Origin of the sequence: Paraburkholderia sabiae (assembly GCF_030412785.1) — a bacterium.
In the GTDB taxonomy this organism is placed as follows: domain Bacteria; phylum Pseudomonadota; class Gammaproteobacteria; order Burkholderiales; family Burkholderiaceae; genus Paraburkholderia; species Paraburkholderia sabiae.
Genome location: NZ_CP125295.1, coordinates 1,479,551 through 1,496,159, shown reverse-complemented (window position 1 = coordinate 1,496,159; position 16,609 = coordinate 1,479,551). Strand labels below are relative to the sequence as shown.

Here is a 16,609-nt window from a genome sequence, read left to right as displayed (position 1 = left end):
TCACGGAAACGTCGTGCGCGCTTTGCGCATCGGATCGAACCAGACTTCCGTCATGCCCCAGCGCTTGCCGATCCGATCGCCCGCCCCGTCGTAAAGCGGATATGCCTCCATGTGGGCGACCACGTCGATCGTCAGGGCGAGCAGGCATTTCAGTGCGGCATCGTCGTAGGCGGCAGCTTCGGGATGCTCTTTCGCCATCAGCGCAAAGCGCTCGATTGCAACGGTCGCGCTTGATGCGTGATAGCTTGTGATCGAGCCCGCGTGGCCGGTCGTCAGCAGTTTCAGGAAGTCATAGGCTTCGGCGCCGCGCAGTTCGGCAAGCAGCACGCGGTCGGGCCGCATGCGCATCGTGCTTGCGATCAGATCGGCCGGCGTCACACGCGCCTGTCCGTGACCACCCTTGCTGTACAGCAGGTGCACACAGTTTTCGATATGCCGGATGAAGAGTTCGCGGACATCCTCGATCGTCACGATTCGCTCGGTCGGCGGAATCGAGCGGCAGAGGGTCTTCATGAAACTCGTCTTGCCCGACCCGGTATTGCCGACGATCACGATGTTCAGGCGGCCGGTCACGGCCCGCTCGAAGAAGGCGCACCAGTCCCGCTCTTCGAGGCACCGCAGGAGTTTCCGGTCTGTCGGGCGCAGCGCCGGCAACGCGGCGTCGAGTCCATCGGGGCGGTGCCACACGGTGTCATCGAACAGCCCTTCTTCGCGATACGCCTCGAGAGTCTTTTCGCGGGCAGAAGGCCGGCGTATCGTCACGGAAACCGTACGCGGCGGCACGACCGGGGGCACCACGATCTGGATGCGCGCGTCTCCGGGCAGCAAGGCGGAGAGCACTGGATGCTGCGCTGATACCTCCTGGTTCGTCAACGTCGCAACCGCCACAGCGAAGGACATCAGGCGCTCAAAATCGAGATCAGCGTAGTCGTGCCCGTGCCAGCCAAGATGTGTCTCGGTCAGCACGCGCTGCGGCCGGTTGATGACGAGTTCAGTCACATCGCCATCGTCAAGCAGCGGCGCGAACGGCCGCATCAACTCGCGAACCGACGCGTCGTCGGGAAGCCGCGCAAGCACGGTGTCGACAGATCGATCCTGCATGTCGGGGCGGACAATCATGGCGCGCCCTCCGGCTGCAGTGCATAGACCGTTCCGAAATCCAGGTCGCGCGCGACGACGATCGTGAATTCGGCGCCCTGGTTCTGGGTCAGCGTCGGCAGAATATTGATCGTGCTGTCGAGCACCCGCGTCGCCATGTCGTTGCCCTGCTGCTGCGTGTTCTCGTAGACGACGGACCCGTTGCTGTTACCGCCTCGCGTAGCCAGATACCCGATCGCGTCCTGGGTGATGCCGAGCAGCATCGCGGCGCCAATTCGCTGCCGCCAGTGGTTGTCGACATAGCCGTCAATGCCCATGCGGCCGAGCGCGTCCGCTGCCGGCGAATCGATCTCGACGGTCACGCCGTGGGGCGTCTCGATGCGGGCCGCGAGGATGAACGTCCGCTTCTGTCCGGGGGACAGGTTTGAACGATACTGGCTGTTGATCTGCGATCCACGCTCGATCAGCACGACCCGCCCGTCATCGGAATAGACGTTCTTCGTCACCGTGCAGGTCGACATCCCCGCTTCCGTCGAATCGAACGCGGTGTCTCCTGCGCAATCGATCTTGGCACCCTGCGCGAGAACCAGGCTGCGATCGCCAAGTACACCCGCATGCGCCCGCGGCGTGGCGGTCGGGGTCAACGCCTGGTCAAATGCCCCGATCCCGCCCTGGCCCGGTGTCGCCAACGGTCGGCCGGATACCGATGCCGCGACCGAAGAAGCTGCGGCGACGACGTTGCCTTGTACGCCCCCGGCAGCAAGCCCGTCCGCCAGGCCTTCTCTCTGGCCACTGGCGCCAGGCGTGCTACCGACCGCAAGTAACGGCGCATCGTAGTAACTCCGGGCCAACGCCGGGTGCTGGACTGCGACAGGCGGACGGGCGACAACCGGGCCCGAGACAGCGGCAGGCGCAATTGCCGCGACTGGCGCGGACGCCGCGCTCGCGGCCACCGGCGCGTCCCTGAAAACGCGTCCCTGCGTCGCGGTATCCTGCACCGTGTCCCGGTGCGCTTTCGCCTCCGCGTCGTGACGTGCGAGGAACGTGTGAATCGTCCATACCGCACCAGCGCCGGCCACGAGAACAACCACCAGCGGTGTCAGCCACCAGGCGCGCGGGCGCGTGCCCCGGTACTGCCCGAGTGCAGGCATGCCGCGATCAAGCGGCTCCGCGGACCCGTTGATGCCATTCGGGCTAGCGCCATCCGGACGACGGTCGGACGGATCATCCGGTTCGATCGTGTTGCGGATGTCGTCACTCATGATCCTGACTCCGCAAAACACGCCTCACACCATCGACCGTCGTGCCGTCACTGGGCGGCACGCCGTCCATGTCGTATGCGTCATTCCAGATGCCGACAACTTCATCGCCGAGCCGCAATACGAAGCGCTTCGCCACTTCATGTACGACGATCGTGTCGTTCTCCATATGTTTATCGACCACGCTTTCCATGCCGTCATCCGCCACCCGGAAGATCGCCGGAAGGCGCCGGTTGGCCGGAATGCGGATCCAGGTGAACCGCCCGTCATCCCACGCCGCGACCGGCGCGATATCGTCCGAATGCGGCATGACCTGCATCGAATACCGGGTGTTGCGCACCACGGACGGCTGGGCAAGACGGTGCGCCACCAGCGCCGCATCGGCCTTAGCGTGCGCCTGGGTGTCGAGCTCATCCGGGTAGATGAACGTCACCCGGTACATCTCTTCGTCGTTGCCGAACTTCGCCTTCAGGGGCAACACCACCAGGTCGAAGCTGTAGCTGCGTTTATCCGTACGGATCTCCAGATTCGAGTCGTGCGCGGCCAGTTGCGGTTTGAGATACACGTCGTGGTCGCCTCTGTTCGCCACCACCTGCCAGCCATCGCGATCGCCGGGTGCGACTACCTGGATCTGCTCGTGCGGGTCGAGGGCGATATGGGTGGCGAAACCTCGCTGCGCATCGATGCGCACGACGGCGTCAGACGCATAAACGATCTGCCGCACCCGTGGGTCATCGGACCAGCCTGGCACCGTCCAGGCGCGTGCGACCGGACTCAGCACCAGCAGGCTCACAAGGCAGAGCACCGGAACACAAAGCGTTCTCATGGCGCACCTCCGGCGCTCGACGATGATGCCGGCGGCGTATATTCAGGATCGCGGCTGTAAGCCGTCACCTTGAAGCCGAACGGATTTGTAACGGCCACGCTTTCGCGTGTGAAAACCGGCGGCCGGTAGGCATAAGCCAGCGTGATCACGAATCGCTGCGTCGGCTCGGCGTTCGCCTGACCGTTTTTGAACGTCGTGCGCTCGATATGCACTACCGCGTGCCCGGGTTCATCGGGAGGCAGCGTCGTCGAGAGAATCCGCACGCGCCGCTCCGTGTTCGGGCCGAGCTGCCGATCCAGCGCATCGGGGCCGCTGTAAATGCCCCGGTAGTCGCGCGCGACGACGTCATCGCTCATGGCGAGCACACTGTCGTAGTCCATCTGCAGCAGCCCCCAGTCATAGCGTTCTCGCTCGCGCACGTATGCTTCAACCCAGTGCTTGTCCTGGATCTCCCTCGTATGCACGTGACGCGCATCGAGCACATCGATCACCTGCGATTCGCCCGTCAGGCGATCGACCTCGATCGGCAACGGCACCACCCGGTAGAAAGGCACCATGACGGCAAGCGCCATCACACTGAGCACGGCCACACCAACCGCCCCGTATGCCACGTGCCACGCGCGTCGCTCGGATTGCTCCCGCAGGTGTGTCAGTGAAGCCTCAATGTCGAGCACGCGTCCATAGTCGTCGTCCGTGCTCATGATCCGGCTCCCACTGCCGACGCGGCGGACGGCACCGGCGGAACGGGAAGCTCGCGGTTGACCGGCACGCGATGCAAACCATCCGGCAAGACAGGTTCTGGTCCATCCGAAGAGCATCCACTGATAAGGATAACGAAATTCATGAGAAGCGATGCAACCACAAAGCCTTTCATGATCGCCCCCTCAGTTACCGAACGATGCCGGCACCATCTGGTCCTGCAGCCGGACGGTATTACCCGCACGGCTCAGCACCAGTTCGCTTTGCTGCTCGGCGACGAGCCGGTCTTCGGTATCCGCAAGCATCCGGAAGAGCTGCAGCTTGGTCATCTCGTCGCCGACCGCCGTGGTCTCGGTCTGGATGCGCGCCTGCAGTTCCGCAATACCTTTCGGATCCTGCGTGGCATCGATCTGCTGCATCAGGCTCTGGATCTGGTTCAGTTCCTGCAGTTCGGTCTGGTAGGCCTGCTGGCCGAACGCCTTGTCCTGGAACGGCTTGTTCAGCGCCCGCTGGCAAACCTGCTGGTCGATGCCGGCCTGATCTTCGCAGTTATAGATCTCGCTGGCCGAACGCAGCGCCTGAGCGCTGCCAGACAGACCCGCGTAGCCGCCGTTCTGGACCGCCGTATAGACACCCTGCCAGTTCGACGGCAGCGAATTTGCCACCACCGGATTGGTCAGCAACGCACCGAAGCCCCGTGTGCCAACCGTCGACTGGTAGATCTGGATCTCCTGCTGTACCTCCTGCTCAAGCTGCGCGACCGTCGCAATGGCCTGGGCCACGTTCTGCGCGTCGAATACCGGAATGCCCTGGGCGTAGCCCGCCGGAGAAAATGCCACCGAGACGAGCGCGGCAGTGGCTACCTTGAATCGTGCTTTCATGATGTCCACCTCTCTCAACTGCCCTGTCCAAGGTTGGCGTGCGCGGCGCGCTGGTAAGCCGGCGCAACACCGCCCGATGAATTTCCCGATCCGCCTCCAGAGCCTGTCCGGTCACGGATCGTGCCGCCAGGACGCGGACCATTGCCGCTGCGGGTGAGCATCTGACCGATCACGGTGGCGAGGCGCCGTGATGCCACGCCAGCTATGAACGCACCAAAGCCAGACACGGTCGCGCCCCCTGACAGGCCGGACGCCACAGATGGCAATTGCCAGCCAACCATCGCCAGAAAAATCGCCGTCGCAAACATGCCGAGCGCCGCACCCCACGCCGACGCAGCTTCGAGCGCAGCCTGACTGGCCGCCACAAGCGCCGCCGCGTTGGTACCTGGCGCTGACGTCGTCACCTGGAAAGGCGCGAGCTCGGTCGAGAAGGCCGTCAGTGCCATCCCCAGGAAAGCGGCCACCAGTACCTGCAGCAACGCGTAGTTCGCGACTTTCGCCGTCCACGCTTCGAAGAAACGGGCCGTCGGCGCAATGGCTGCACAGGCGATGAAAATTGGACCGATCCCGAGCACCAGGTCGAGCAGCATGCGACCCATCACGACCTCGAACGCCAGCACGATCAGGAAGATCGAGCCGCCGACCGCCGCGATGAATCCGCACACGATGTCACCGATGGCAGCAGCGAGGCCGCTTGGGCTGAGTCCTTCATGGGTCGCCTTCTCGGAATAGGCATCGAGAACCAGATCGATCTGCTGGTCATAGCAGTCGAGCGTCTGGTAGATGCCGGTTGCGCCCGTTGATGTCACGCTGCTGCCGCTCACCGATCCACAACCCGGATTGCCGCCGCCCGTGGTGTTGGCGGCGTTCTGGATCGTCTGGGCCAGACCCGAGGTGGCACCGCTGACGGCCATCACGACCTGCTGCTGGTAGATCCCGCTGCCGAGCGCAAAGGCGAGGATGGCGGCCACCTTCAATCCCCGCCACGCGAACGCGGGCACGGCTTCGTGTGCCTCACCGCGCACGATTGCAAGACCATAGGCGATGACCCAGATCGTCACAGCCGTCGTCACGACGGGAACAAGCGCGGCCGACAGTGCCGACGAGACGTTCGTGACATAGGTTGACATGCCGTTCTCGAGCGTGCCGCCGATCGCGGTGAAGAGGCCGCTCATTGCGCACCTCCTGCACGGGGTGCCTGGGTCGCCCGGGTTGCCAGGGTTGCCACGGTCGCCCGACGCTTCGCCAGTTGCGCGTGGAAACGCGGCAACCAAACGTCGGGGTCGTCCCCCACCTCGGCGCGGGTCGTGTCGAGGAGTTCGACGTTGTCGGTTGTGCCCGAGAGGACATCAAGCACGTCGCCGAGCCCCGCGAGATCGAGCTTTCCGATCGCCGACCGATGCCCCTGCTTGACCAGAAACATGCGGCTGTTCTCGCCGAGATTGCGCACGACGTTGAATTCGGCGTCCGTCAGCTTGAAGCCATGCACGTAGTCGTCGTAGTCGGCCCGCGGATTCGGCAGGAAGAAGAATGTCGCGCTCTGCTCGATCAGCGCCCGGGCAATGTCACTGCGCAGTACATCCGCCGGAGACTGGGTATCGAAAATGCCCAGCCCGTTCTGCTTGCGGATCGTCTTCTGCTTGTTCTTCGCAAAGTCCGTGAAGACGGGGTCCCCCAGCCGCTTCCAGAATTCCGTCATTACATAGATGAAGCGCCGGCCATCGATCAGGCTTTCCGTCAGGTGCAGCAGGTACATCGTGACGGGCGTCGAAACTTCCGCGTCATCGAGCAGTTCGGTATCGTCGAAGCCGAAGAGTTTCGCGCGTGCGAGGTCCACGGTGTCCGTCGGGTTGTCGAGGACCCAGCCCAGTCGGCCGCCTGCACACCATTTCGCGATACGGGCGTGCAGACTGTTCTCGCCTACATTCGGCAGCAGTTGCCGAACTATCGACAGGCGCCGCAGCGGCTTTTCCATGCGGGCGACTTGACGCACCGCACGTGAGATGTCGAATTCGTCTTTGGCGGACAACGGCAAACCCGTATCGACGAGCTTGCGCACCAGCCGCTCCCAGAAGTCGAGCACGGACTCGTCCGGCGTCATCTGGAACGGATTGAGCCCCGTCGGCTCGCCTCGGCGGAACACCGTATAGATGCCGCCCATCGCACGGATCGCGATCTCGGTGCCGCGATCCTTGTCGTACAGCACCGCGGTCAGCCCGAACTTCGTCGCCATCGCCAGCAGAAACAGTTCGAGGACCGTCTTGCCCGCACCGGCCTGACCGATGATCTGTGTATTGGCAAGCGCCTTCTCGTCGGCCGAATCCTGCTTCTCCGGCGTGACATGGAAATTCAGGTATAGCGGCTGGCCGCTCGGCGTCTTGACAATCGTGATCGCCTCACCCCACGGATTGCCATCGCGTTTGCCGGTTGCGAAGTTGTGCAGACTCGCAAGACCACAGAAATTGCGGGACGTCAGCTTCGCTTCGCGTGGGCGGTAGCGCCAGTTGCCCGGCAACTGCGCGAACCATGCAGCGTCCGCCACGAGATCGATAAGGGCGGTCTGGAAACCGGCATCGGCAAGCTGCGTGCGGGCCCTCGCAACGTGCTTCGAGACTGCTGCGGGCGTATCGGCCAGCACCGCGAGCGAATAGTGATATTCGCCCAGTACGAAATCACCGTTGATCAGGTCGTTGAGCGCACGATCCATCGCCTCGACCTGGGAGACGGCCACGTCCTCGCCGGCGATCAGCTGGTTACGCTGGCGCTCAAGCGCTTCCTTCGCACCGGGTTTGTCGAGGATCGTGAAGCTCTGTGTCTCGATATACTCGAAGTCGCCATACAGCAGGCCATTGAGCATGCCCGGCTCGGTTTCCTCGGGATAGTCCTTCAGGTCGAGCAGCGCGGCGTAACGGGTCGCGGATGGCATGCGGATCTCGACCTTCTCCACGCCCACGAACAGGCGCGAGGTCGGCAGTGCCTCACGGATCGTCCCGGAAGGAACCGGCTCCGGCTCCCAGACTGCGTTGACGAGATAGCCGAGCAGTTCCAGCGCAGACGAATACCGGCGCGGCCGCTTCGTGAAGGGACTCGGCCTGTGATAGACCCCAAGCGCCACCGGATCGTAGGGCTTCAGCCCCGACTCGACCTGGGCGCCGAGTTCGTCCATCACTTTCAGCGCTTCCTGTTCGTCGTGCCTGATGTCCTCGCGTGTGCGGCGCGCCGCGCGGCTAAAGGCACGCCCGAGCTTCGTGCGGTTGGGACGATAGACGAGTGTCAGATACAGTTCGTTCGCCATCATCCGGTAGCCCGCGAAACTCGCGTAGTAGCGCGTGGCCAGTTCCTGGCAGAAGCGGTTGCCATAAGGCGAGTCAAAGTGGTCTGACACACGCCGGCGCAGACGGTGTGACCAGAGTGCGGCGTGCCCACCGGGCAGCGCACGCACGAGCTGGTTGAACCCATCGTGACGAACGAGGACGTCCACCGGATCGGCAGCCTCGAATGCGATACCAGCAACCTTCCAGATCCGCAGGTAATCGCCCTCGCGCGTCCTGATCACCTGATCGGTAACATGCGCCGAGTAGGGGATGTAGTCGGCAAGCGCCACTTCGCGACTGGCAACGGCGCCGAAGTTTGCACCCTGTCTTGGATCAGCCAGCATGTCGGCCCCTCCTCTTCAGGCGAATCGGCGTGTAGGCGCGCGCGCTCCAGAAGCGGCGATTGCCCTGCCGAAGCACCATGCGCAGGCGCAGCGCGTACTGGGCGAGACGCTGGTCGTCGCGGCGTGTGACCACGCGCATGGCGACGAACACGGGGATCATCAGGAACAGAAGCCCCACACCGAGCGGTGGGCTCGCAAGCAACGCCCAGATGGCGGGGATCAGCATGCCGCCACCGATCATGAGGAATGGCACGAGCGGCACACCCCAGAGCATCGCGGGCCGCGTGCATCCCTTGAAAACCGGGTCGCTGAGCCGTTTGATTGACGAAGTCGTGATCGGGTTCATGGTGCTCGCCCAAGATCAGGTCGTCGGGATCAGCATGCCGGCGATCACCGTCGCGCAGCCGACGAAAAGGCCGCCGATAAACACGTTCGCGATGTCGCCGAATCGCGCATGCTGGAACATCATCCGGAAGCCCGCCCAGATGATCGAAATCGAGCAGATCACACCGCCGACACCCAGCAGGGTCGTCTGGATCGTGCTCAGCAACGTATTGACCTGCGACAGCTGCGCCCACGCGGGCGACGCCGCGAGCAGCGCTGTTGTGATGGCAGCAACCCACCGCGCCATCCGACGGTCAGAAAGCGTGATGGGCACGCGTCCCGTTTTCCTCTTTCCGATTCGAATTCCTAACTTCATGACAAGCTCCTTTCCACGTGCACTGGATTTGCTATCGAAGGGAGACGGGCTAGAACACCACCGCACTACCGCGCGGGTCATCGGCATTCGTGCCCGATGCGGTATCCAGCGGATCCGGATCCGGCAGCCGGTGCATCGCTGGTTGTGAGGAGGTCCGGGTAGCGGGCATGGCCCGCTCATCAAGACCAGCCGGTCCAGTCGGAACAACCGGAATGGCTTCAATCGCCGGCACGACGGTATGTGAGGGAATCGACGCCGGCAGGCGGGCGTTATTGACCACGCGCTGCACATACCCGGTGCGATAGCCCGCCGAGAAATTGCCGCTCGCGTAACACGACAGGCCTGCGCGCAGCGCGGCCTGTGGATCGCGCCGACCATCGGTCCGCGCAGCCCGCGCTGCGGTAAAGCAGCCCTCGAGGATCGCTGCTCCCGCAGCCAGGTTGCGGCACGGATCGAAGGCGCGCTGCTCGTTCAGGCCATACGCCGCCCAGTTCGTGCGGTTGACCTGCGCGAGACCGACGCTGAAGTTCCATCCGCCAGTTGCAAGCGCGCGAGCGGTGGCCTCGGCTTCAGTCTGGTTCGCCGGCTGACGCACCAGTCGACCGTGCACGACACCGATCGCATACGGATTGAATCCGGACTCCGTCCGCACGATCGCGGCCATCGTGACCGGCGAGACCTGGGGGGCGCACTGCTGCACGAGCGTGGCAAAATCGAGCGGCAGCATCAGTGCCCCCTGCCGGCAGCGCTGTTCTGCTGTTCATTCTGCTGCAGGAAGAGCGCAGCAGACCGCGATGGGTCGTATGGCACCGCGGAGGGCACCTGAGACGGCACCTGTGCACGGCCTGTGCCGTAGTACTCGGTGACGGTCGACCCCGCACCCGCGACATCCCACCAGACGCGGGTATAGAGCTGGTTGTCGATCTCGACATTGATCGCGCCCGTGGCACGGCACATCAGTTCGCTCTGTTCCGGGCCGCCCCAGTAGAGGAGGTCTTCCCGGCAATAGCCCCCGCTCGCGAACGTATTGGTAGCGAACGTTCGCTGCGACCCACCCGCGCCGATGTCACAGGCCGGGAACGGATCGCCATGCAGCAGCGCACTCCATAGTCGCTCGATCGGTGGCACGCACGCACCGTACTGCTCCGGGCCGCCCGGGTTGGACAGGCAAAGCAGCACCTGACAGCCCCAGTCATCCGCGTGCGCCACGCCTGGCGCGATAACGCACGTGCCAGCGAACACTGTCAGGGCAAGCGCGCACCGATGCACGATGCGGCGAATCCCGTTCAGCCGCCATCCGTCAGTTTTCAACCGAGGCATATTCATGATCCGCTTCCTTCCCATCGATGCAACGCCGACGTGTCAAACCGGATGGGGAAAAAGGAACCCGCGGCGCCGGGGAGGCAAACCGCGGGCTCAAGGGGGATCAGTCGTTACGATCAGGCAAGTAACAGAAGGACCTGCGAACGCAGATCCCGGATCGGAAAACGACCACCATGCTCACACGCATCCGTTGATACATCGGGGCCGCTAATGCGTACTCGGCCGTGCATGTCGCACATAGGCCGGAACAGGTTGTCGAATTACTTCCAGAGCATTACTGACGAAGCGCGAAATCGTTTCGCAACGATCAGCCGCACTTTTTTCAACATCGAGCCCGACACTTCAGGTCACGACTTCTTTGCAAGCAGGCTCGCCAGTGCCCGCTTTGCGGACGACAGCTCACGCTCGTACCCGTGCCAGGGATGTCGCGGAATTCCCAACCGCCGACATATCACCTCGCGACCGGCACGCCACAGATACGCCATGCGCAGCAGTTCACGTTGACGTACGGCGAGACGCTGCCACGCATGCTCGACGCACTGGGCATCGATCGGATCATACGAGCCGCGACTGGCGCTCGCCCAGTTATCCAGACGCGCATCGATAGAGCGCTGCTTGTCGCTTTCAGGCATCGCGGCGCTCATCAGCAGGCGGCGGAACGCGATATCCCGCCGGGTCCTCAAGGAAGCGCTCGATGTCCGATGCGCGCCACCCAACCGCGCGCTCGCCAAGACGGATCGGCCGCGGGAATGTCCCTTCCTGCATCCGCTGATAGATCGTCGAACGCTTCAGGCCAACTTCCCGTTCAACCTGCCCGCGCCGTAGTATTGCGCCTGTTCCCCTTAACTGGACCGACATGGCCAACCTCCCGCTGTCCTGTTCGAAAGAGTTGCTGCATGGGTCTCATTCAATCAGGTGAGAGGCCTGACGGGCAATTCCGTCATATCGGCGGACCTACCCGTCGGAAGGCCGATTCAACGATGACGTCCATCTGACTCATTGACAGAGTCCGGCCTAAGTGCGGCGGCAAAGGTTTGAGCACTACGCGACGCCTCGCCGTTGGCCTGCCCTTTGAGCCCGAGTCGTTCATCGATTGCGCGCGCAACGGTTGACGATTTCGGCGGGCGATCCGGCTCCCACTCTGACCAGTACTCCTGCATGACCTCAAAGAGCACCTCGAGCGTTCGCGTCAGATGAGGAAGGTGTACTGTCACGCCGCGCTCTTGCGCGGCTTTCACGGACGGTGTCTCGTCCCCGACAGTGGTAAGCGCGAAAGGCAGGCGCTCGAGCCGGCGTTCAAGATGTGACGCCCAGACGTGATGCATCACGACGGTCCGGGAGATAGCAAGCTCCAGACGGGCAATACGGCGCTCGCGCCCCCTCAGACGCGCTGTCAGGCGCGCAATTAGCGCCTGCGCTTCTTCACTACGCTGGTGCCAGTATTCAAGCTCGGGCGTCGAGCCCTGATCCTTTGGTCCTCGCGCCACACGGTCATTATCCGATTCGAACATCCTCCCTCCTCTCCAGCGCGGCACGGGAACGTTCGATATCCACATCGATGCCCCAATCACGGCTTGATCAGGCCTCATGTCCCCCGTTGCAGGGGCCGCACCCTTCCCCTGATCTCCCATTAATCTATTGATTGCGTAGCCGCGCAGCAAGCCAGAGCCTGCTCGGGAAACGAAAATTGCCCGTTGTACAGAAAAAATAACGAGCCGGATCTCAAAGCCTTTACATCCGGCCAGGTGCGCGTCAACCAGACGAAGCGGCGATTTCGAGCAGGAGCGTCATCGCTTCTTCAGCTTTCTCGGTGGGCACCAGGATGTGATCATGGTAGTAGCCCGCAATCACATTACATGAGATGCCCGCCCCGGCGAGCTTGCGGCTAATCACGGCGATAAGTCCCACCGCCTCCAGACTGGAGTGGACTGACAGGGTGATGAGACGGGCGTCGTAGGTATAGGCGAGTCCGCGCCGGAGCGCTTCATCACGCTCGATGATCGCTGTCAGGCCTTCGCGCTCGCGGACGATGCAGAAGGCCAGTAACCCGGCCGGCAAGTTGAAGTCCGGAAACGAACAATAGACATAGGTCGCCTCCGCCATGGCAGGACTGAGCGTCGCACACAGCTTTGCAAGGTCCTTTTCGCTCAACTTTCCACCCTTTCCTGATAGTGACGTCATGCCGCCGTGAGTGGCACACGCGTCATGAGTTTAAAAATGCTGCACACCGGGCAGCATTTTTAACTACCGCCACCCAGACAGGATCGACCGCCTAAGATCAGATCAATGCCTTTACTAAACAGATACGCGTTCAACGATCAGAAAACGCCGGGGACTTCACATAACAAGGAGCCTGCCATGAGATCGCCTGCATCATCATCCGTTATTGCCGATCAGGCGACCATGCACGCCGCACTAGACTCAACAGGAATGGACTGGAAAACTCCGCGCGCCAGAACTTGGCGATCCCTCTCGGACATCGCCACGGACTGGGTAATCATATGCCTTACCGTGTGGCTTGCCTATCGCATTGGGGTCTGGGCAAGTATCGCTGCGATCTTCGTCATCGGCAACCGCCAGCGGGCGTTGGGTAATCTCCTGCACGAGGGTGGACACCAGAACCTGAGTAACAACCGCGATGCGAATGACCGGATCGCCTGTGTCCTGCTTGCGTCGCCGCTGTTCAACGACCTAAGCCTCTACCGGCTCCAGCATGCCTGGCATCACGGTTCACTCGGCGACCCGGCTCGCGATCCGGACTATCTCATCAGCGTCACGCACGCGGGTGACCACTGGTTCAGCGTCTATCTGCGCGTGCTGATCACGCCGTCCATGTGGGCTGGCTCGGTCCTCGGGCATTTCATCGACAGTCGTCTCACTCGGCGTCAGATGCTTGCTATCGTCCTCTGGTGGACCGTATGCGAAGCACTTCTAAAGGTCACCATCGGAACGCATTTCGCGGTGCTGTTTTTTGTTCTATGGATGGCCGCGCGCGCGACGGCATTCCATGCCATCACAACGTTTCGCGAAATGACCGATCACTACGGACTCGAACCGGGCGGCATATTCTCCTACACCCGCGATATACCGGATCATGGCCTCAGCTCGGTCTTCCTGCATCCGCATCACAACGGCTATCACCTGACTCACCATCTGTTTCCACATGTCCCCTACTTCGACCTGCCCGAGTTTCACAGTCGCCTGAAGATGATTTCTGCATTCAATGAACGCGCGATCATTTGCGATTCCTACGTGAAAGGCGGTCGAACCAGCGCAACAAATTGGGGGGCGGCTCATGTCTGAACGGAAGCTCAATACGGTTCAAATTGCAAGCCTGCTGGTTTCCACAAGCTGCGGTACTGGCTTTCTCCTTGGCACAGGCGAACTCGCGATCAGCGGGGGAATGGCAGGCTGTCTCTATGCGATCGCCAGTGCGTTAGGCCTGGTTGCACTCGCCGGTTGCGCACGTGGCCTTTCGATAACGGGGCAGTCCCTCTGGATCAGGTTTGACCGAATCTATGGCGCCTCAGTGGGTCGCGCAGTGGCCTTGCTGTCCGTTGTATGGATGACCGGCGTGCTTGCCGCCCAGATTCGGGGAGGAATAGCGATACTGACACTGGCAGGTATCGACCAGACTTCCGCTCTTCTGATTGTTGATGGGCTGTTAGTCTGCCTTTCGACCTTGCGACTGTCGTGGCTTGCTGCTGGGTTCGCGATCTGCATGCTCGCATGCAACGTCGTGCTCGTGCGTGCGCTGTTCCTAACCAACGGACTCGACGTGTGGCTGCATGCGCCCCTCCAGTTTATTGACGGACTTCGGGGATCGACGCTTGACCATACAGGGTCCACAGTCGCGTCGGTCGTGCTTATGGTAGTCTTTGGTGCAGACTATCAGCAGTTCTTGCTCGCGGCCCGCACGCCGACGATGGCGCGAAACGGAAGTCTCCTCGCAGCAGTATCCGTTTTCCTGATTGGCTTTCTGCCAGCTTCTGCGGTCATCGCAGCCTCGCCGGTCTGGCATCTTCAACACCTCGTCGACGCCGTTCAGGCCATTCCGGCCGTGCTTATTCACACCCTCTCCGGACATTCGGGGACCATGGCGCGGACTCTCGTCATCGTCATGTTGCTCACAACTGCTCTCGGGGCAGGCTGCTCGGTTCTGAGAGCAATGGCCGACGCCACCGCGGCTGTAGGCCCGCGTTCTGTGGGCCGGCCTATCTGGTCGCGTGTCCTGCCGATCGCGGTTGGCACGATAGTCGCCATTCATGGCCAGAGTCTGGTCGACATGATGGTCGATCTGAACATGGTCTACATTACTGCCGTTGGTCCGCTGTTGGGACTTACTTTGCTAAATCGTCGAATTTCCGACAGGCGTGCCAACGCAACACTGGCGATCGGCGGCACCATAGCTATTGCGCTTTACTTCGTGAGGTGGACAGGACTAAAGGCCACCGCGGAGACCTATCCGTTGGCTGCATCCTTTCTTCCCGTGCTCCTGATTGCCGCACTGCTATGGCGTCGTTCAACAACGTGTCAAGAAAACGAGCCACTCGGAAAGTTTTAGCAAACCATCACAGCAAACCTCGCCGGTAGGCTGCGCGTCCCTCCGAAAACTACCACACCGAGCTGGCCCATGCGCACGCGGACCCGCTCGGTCTTAAGCACTCCGCTGCTTGCCACACGCACTAAAGGTCGCGACTGCTACGTACGTCAAATTCGATCGCAAACCTCCCGAATGACGGCTAACTGAACCGCCCCGGAAATGTAGGAGACTTCGGATCTTGGCTGTAACGGGAGATTTGAAGCATGGAAAGCGAAGGCAAGACAAGGAAGCCCACCGGGACGCGATATTCGGATGAGGTCCGTGAGCGAGCGATCCGGATGGTGTTTGAGCACCAACACGAGTATCAAACGCAGGGGGCGGCGATCCGCTCGATCGCCTCGAAGATGGGGATGTCGCGCGAGACGCTTCGCAACTGGATCATTCAGGCTGAGCGCGACCGTGGCCAACGAGCGGGCGCGACAACTTCGGAGCTGGCGCGTCTGAAGGAACTGGAGCGCGAGAATCGTGAGCTGCGGACGGCCAACGAGATCCTGCGCAAGGCCTCCGCATATTTCGCGCAGGCGGAGCTCGACCGCCGATCGAAGCCATGATCGCGTTCATCGATGAGCATCGCGACGTCTACGGTATCGAGCCGATCTGCCGCCTGCTGCCGATCGCGCCGTCGACGTATTACCGGCACGCCGGGCGGCGCAGCGATCCGGAGCAATGGCCAGCACGAGCGCGTCGCGACGCTGAACTGAAGGCCCTCATCCGGGCGATCTGGGAGGAGAACTTCGGCGTGTATGGTGTGCGCAAGGTCTGGCGCCAGTTGTTGCGCGATGGCGTAAAGGTCGCGCGCTGCACGGTTGCGCGCCTGATGAAGGTGATGGGCCTCGAAGGTGTGCGGCGTGGGCGCCGGATCAAGACGACGCAGCGCGACGATGCGGTGCCGTGCCCGCTGGACCGGGTCAAACGTCAGTTTCGGGCCGAGCGGCCGAACGCGCTGTGGGTTGCGGATTTTACGTATTGCTGGACATGGTCGGGCTTCGTCTATGTGGCCTTCGTGACCGATGTGTTTGCGCGCCGTATCGTCGGCTGGCGAGTGTCGGCATCGATGAAGACTGACTTCGTGCTGGATGCGCTGAACCAGGCGTTACACGATCGCCAGCCACCGCCCGGGCTCATTCATCATAGCGATCACGGGTCGCAATATCTCAGCATTCGGTACACCGAACGTTTGGTGGATGTTGGCGTTGAGCCATCAGTCGGAACCGTCGGCGACTCGTACGACAACGCTCTGGCCGAAACGATCAACGGCTTGTACAAGGCCGAAGTTGTGCATCGGCGTTCATGGCGTACGCTCCAAGACGTCGAGCTCGCCACGCTCGAATGGGTTCACTGGTATAACCACCATCGGTTGCTCGGCCCGCTCGGGTACGTATCGCCTGCGGAAGCAGAGGAAGTCTACAATCGGAATCTGGTGCGCTCCGCTCGAGCGGCGTAGCGCCAAACTCGGCGGTCTCCGACAAAGTCGGGGCGGTTCAAACATCGAAACTCTTAACGACCGGAGAGCTCGACCGACGCTCGTCAAGATGAGCGGCCGAGCTCGCCTCCGTTAATTG

At 62.2% G+C, this 16,609-nt stretch carries 18 protein-coding genes and 1 other annotated feature; of the genes, 3 read left to right on the top strand and 15 right to left on the bottom strand.

All coding sequences use genetic code 11. The features are described 5' to 3' along the window. The 15 genes from virB11 to QEN71_RS06670 form a co-directional block, all read right to left on the bottom strand. Positions 1 to 1,119, bottom strand: a complete 1,119-nt coding sequence (gene virB11 / locus QEN71_RS06740) for a P-type DNA transfer ATPase VirB11 (RefSeq protein ID WP_201661377.1) — start codon at positions 1,117 to 1,119, stop codon at positions 1 to 3. Continuing rightward, positions 1,116 to 2,360, bottom strand: a complete 1,245-nt coding sequence (gene virB10 / locus QEN71_RS06735) for a type IV secretion system protein VirB10 (RefSeq protein ID WP_201661374.1) — start codon at positions 2,358 to 2,360, stop codon at positions 1,116 to 1,118. Before virB10 ends, virB11 begins: the two co-directional genes overlap by 4 nt. Further along, the gene (locus QEN71_RS06730; protein WP_201661371.1) at positions 2,353 to 3,183 is read right to left on the bottom strand and encodes a TrbG/VirB9 family P-type conjugative transfer protein; all 831 of its coding nucleotides are present in this window, start codon (positions 3,181 to 3,183) and stop codon (positions 2,353 to 2,355) included. The genes virB10 and QEN71_RS06730 overlap by 8 nt, the downstream gene beginning before the upstream one ends. Next, on the bottom strand, positions 3,180 to 3,884 hold the full coding sequence (locus QEN71_RS06725) for a virB8 family protein (protein WP_201661368.1): 705 nt from the start codon (positions 3,882 to 3,884) through the stop codon (positions 3,180 to 3,182). The genes QEN71_RS06730 and QEN71_RS06725 overlap by 4 nt, the downstream gene beginning before the upstream one ends. A gap of 183 nt (positions 3,885 to 4,067) precedes the next feature. Further along, on the bottom strand, positions 4,068 to 4,763 hold the full coding sequence (virB5, locus tag QEN71_RS06720) for a P-type DNA transfer protein VirB5 (RefSeq protein ID WP_201661365.1): 696 nt from the start codon (positions 4,761 to 4,763) through the stop codon (positions 4,068 to 4,070). A 14-nt stretch (positions 4,764 to 4,777) separates the two neighbouring features. Further along, on the bottom strand, positions 4,778 to 5,938 hold the full coding sequence (locus QEN71_RS06715) for a type IV secretion system protein (RefSeq protein ID WP_201661362.1): 1,161 nt from the start codon (positions 5,936 to 5,938) through the stop codon (positions 4,778 to 4,780). Next, positions 5,935 to 8,421: a VirB4 family type IV secretion/conjugal transfer ATPase gene (locus tag QEN71_RS06710; protein WP_201661359.1), complete on the bottom strand. Its 2,487-nt coding sequence runs from the start codon at positions 8,419 to 8,421 to the stop codon at positions 5,935 to 5,937. Before QEN71_RS06710 ends, QEN71_RS06715 begins: the two co-directional genes overlap by 4 nt. Next, positions 8,411 to 8,767: a type IV secretion system protein VirB3 gene (locus QEN71_RS06705; protein ID WP_201661356.1), complete on the bottom strand. Its 357-nt coding sequence runs from the start codon at positions 8,765 to 8,767 to the stop codon at positions 8,411 to 8,413. The genes QEN71_RS06710 and QEN71_RS06705 overlap by 11 nt, the downstream gene beginning before the upstream one ends. A 15-nt stretch (positions 8,768 to 8,782) precedes the next feature. Next, positions 8,783 to 9,121 (bottom strand): TrbC/VirB2 family protein, encoded by a 339-nt coding sequence (locus QEN71_RS06700; RefSeq protein ID WP_201661353.1) that lies wholly within the window; start codon positions 9,119 to 9,121, stop codon positions 8,783 to 8,785. Positions 9,122 to 9,170: 49 nt separating this feature from the next. Then, the gene (locus QEN71_RS06695) at positions 9,171 to 9,848 is read right to left on the bottom strand and encodes a lytic transglycosylase domain-containing protein (protein ID WP_201661350.1); all 678 of its coding nucleotides are present in this window, start codon (positions 9,846 to 9,848) and stop codon (positions 9,171 to 9,173) included. After that, positions 9,848 to 10,447 carry a hypothetical protein gene (locus QEN71_RS06690; protein ID WP_201661347.1) on the bottom strand — a complete coding sequence of 200 codons (600 nt, stop codon included), beginning with the start codon at positions 10,445 to 10,447 and terminating at the stop codon, positions 9,848 to 9,850. The genes QEN71_RS06695 and QEN71_RS06690 overlap by 1 nt, the downstream gene beginning before the upstream one ends. A 344-nt stretch (positions 10,448 to 10,791) precedes the next feature. Next, positions 10,792 to 11,088, bottom strand: a complete 297-nt coding sequence (locus QEN71_RS06685; RefSeq protein WP_290468236.1) for a hypothetical protein — start codon at positions 11,086 to 11,088, stop codon at positions 10,792 to 10,794. Then, positions 11,069 to 11,302, bottom strand: coding sequence for a helix-turn-helix transcriptional regulator (locus QEN71_RS06680; protein ID WP_201661341.1), 234 nt, complete (start codon positions 11,300 to 11,302; stop codon positions 11,069 to 11,071). The genes QEN71_RS06685 and QEN71_RS06680 overlap by 20 nt, the downstream gene beginning before the upstream one ends. A gap of 116 nt (positions 11,303 to 11,418) precedes the next feature. Continuing rightward, a complete protein-coding gene (locus QEN71_RS06675) occupies positions 11,419 to 11,955 on the bottom strand; it encodes a hypothetical protein (RefSeq protein ID WP_201661338.1) in 537 nt (178 codons plus the stop codon). Between the two features lie 241 nt (positions 11,956 to 12,196). Beyond that, entirely contained in the window at positions 12,197 to 12,595 is a 399-nt protein-coding gene (locus QEN71_RS06670) for an ACT domain-containing protein (RefSeq protein WP_201661335.1), read from the bottom strand. Positions 12,596 to 12,802: 207 nt separating this feature from the next. Between QEN71_RS06670 and QEN71_RS06665 the strand changes: the two genes are divergently transcribed. The 3 genes from QEN71_RS06665 (at position 12,803) to QEN71_RS06655 (ending at position 16,491) form a co-directional block, all read left to right on the top strand. Further along, positions 12,803 to 13,747 (top strand): fatty acid desaturase family protein, encoded by a 945-nt coding sequence (locus tag QEN71_RS06665; RefSeq protein ID WP_201661332.1) that lies wholly within the window; start codon positions 12,803 to 12,805, stop codon positions 13,745 to 13,747. Beyond that, positions 13,740 to 15,008, top strand: coding sequence for an SLC5/6 family protein (locus QEN71_RS06660; protein WP_201661329.1), 1,269 nt, complete (start codon positions 13,740 to 13,742; stop codon positions 15,006 to 15,008). Before QEN71_RS06665 ends, QEN71_RS06660 begins: the two co-directional genes overlap by 8 nt. Positions 15,009 to 15,250: 242 nt before the next feature. Next, a protein-coding gene (locus QEN71_RS06655) for an IS3 family transposase (protein WP_201663010.1) occupies positions 15,251 to 16,491 on the top strand; the annotation gives its coding sequence in 2 pieces (ribosomal slippage) (positions 15,251 to 15,557 and positions 15,557 to 16,491; 1,242 coding nt in all). Then, positions 15,553 to 15,669, top strand: a sequence feature (AL1L pseudoknot). Its footprint overlaps the gene before it by 117 nt. Positions 16,492 to 16,609: the final 118 nt, after the last annotated feature.

Coding starts and splice junctions, on each gene's coding strand:
- QEN71_RS06665 (WP_201661332.1), top strand. CDS start 12,803: ATGAGATCGCCTGCATCATCATCCGTTATTGCCGATCAGGCGACCATG.
- QEN71_RS06700 (WP_201661353.1), bottom strand. CDS start 9,121: ATGAAGTTAGGAATTCGAATCGGAAAGAGGAAAACGGGACGCGTGCCC.
- QEN71_RS06675 (WP_201661338.1), bottom strand. CDS start 11,955: ATGTTCGAATCGGATAATGACCGTGTGGCGCGAGGACCAAAGGATCAG.
- QEN71_RS06715 (WP_201661362.1), bottom strand. CDS start 5,938: ATGAGCGGCCTCTTCACCGCGATCGGCGGCACGCTCGAGAACGGCATG.
- virB5 (WP_201661365.1), bottom strand. CDS start 4,763: ATGAAAGCACGATTCAAGGTAGCCACTGCCGCGCTCGTCTCGGTGGCA.
- virB11 (WP_201661377.1), bottom strand. CDS start 1,119: ATGATTGTCCGCCCCGACATGCAGGATCGATCTGTCGACACCGTGCTT.
- QEN71_RS06705 (WP_201661356.1), bottom strand. CDS start 8,767: ATGAACCCGATCACGACTTCGTCAATCAAACGGCTCAGCGACCCGGTT.
- QEN71_RS06685 (WP_290468236.1), bottom strand. CDS start 11,088: ATGAGCGCCGCGATGCCTGAAAGCGACAAGCAGCGCTCTATCGATGCG.
- QEN71_RS06725 (WP_201661368.1), bottom strand. CDS start 3,884: ATGAGCACGGACGACGACTATGGACGCGTGCTCGACATTGAGGCTTCA.
- QEN71_RS06710 (WP_201661359.1), bottom strand. CDS start 8,421: ATGCTGGCTGATCCAAGACAGGGTGCAAACTTCGGCGCCGTTGCCAGT.
- virB10 (WP_201661374.1), bottom strand. CDS start 2,360: ATGAGTGACGACATCCGCAACACGATCGAACCGGATGATCCGTCCGAC.
- QEN71_RS06695 (WP_201661350.1), bottom strand. CDS start 9,848: ATGCTGCCGCTCGATTTTGCCACGCTCGTGCAGCAGTGCGCCCCCCAG.
- QEN71_RS06730 (WP_201661371.1), bottom strand. CDS start 3,183: ATGAGAACGCTTTGTGTTCCGGTGCTCTGCCTTGTGAGCCTGCTGGTG.
- QEN71_RS06660 (WP_201661329.1), top strand. CDS start 13,740: ATGTCTGAACGGAAGCTCAATACGGTTCAAATTGCAAGCCTGCTGGTT.
- QEN71_RS06680 (WP_201661341.1), bottom strand. CDS start 11,302: ATGTCGGTCCAGTTAAGGGGAACAGGCGCAATACTACGGCGCGGGCAG.
- QEN71_RS06690 (WP_201661347.1), bottom strand. CDS start 10,447: ATGAATATGCCTCGGTTGAAAACTGACGGATGGCGGCTGAACGGGATT.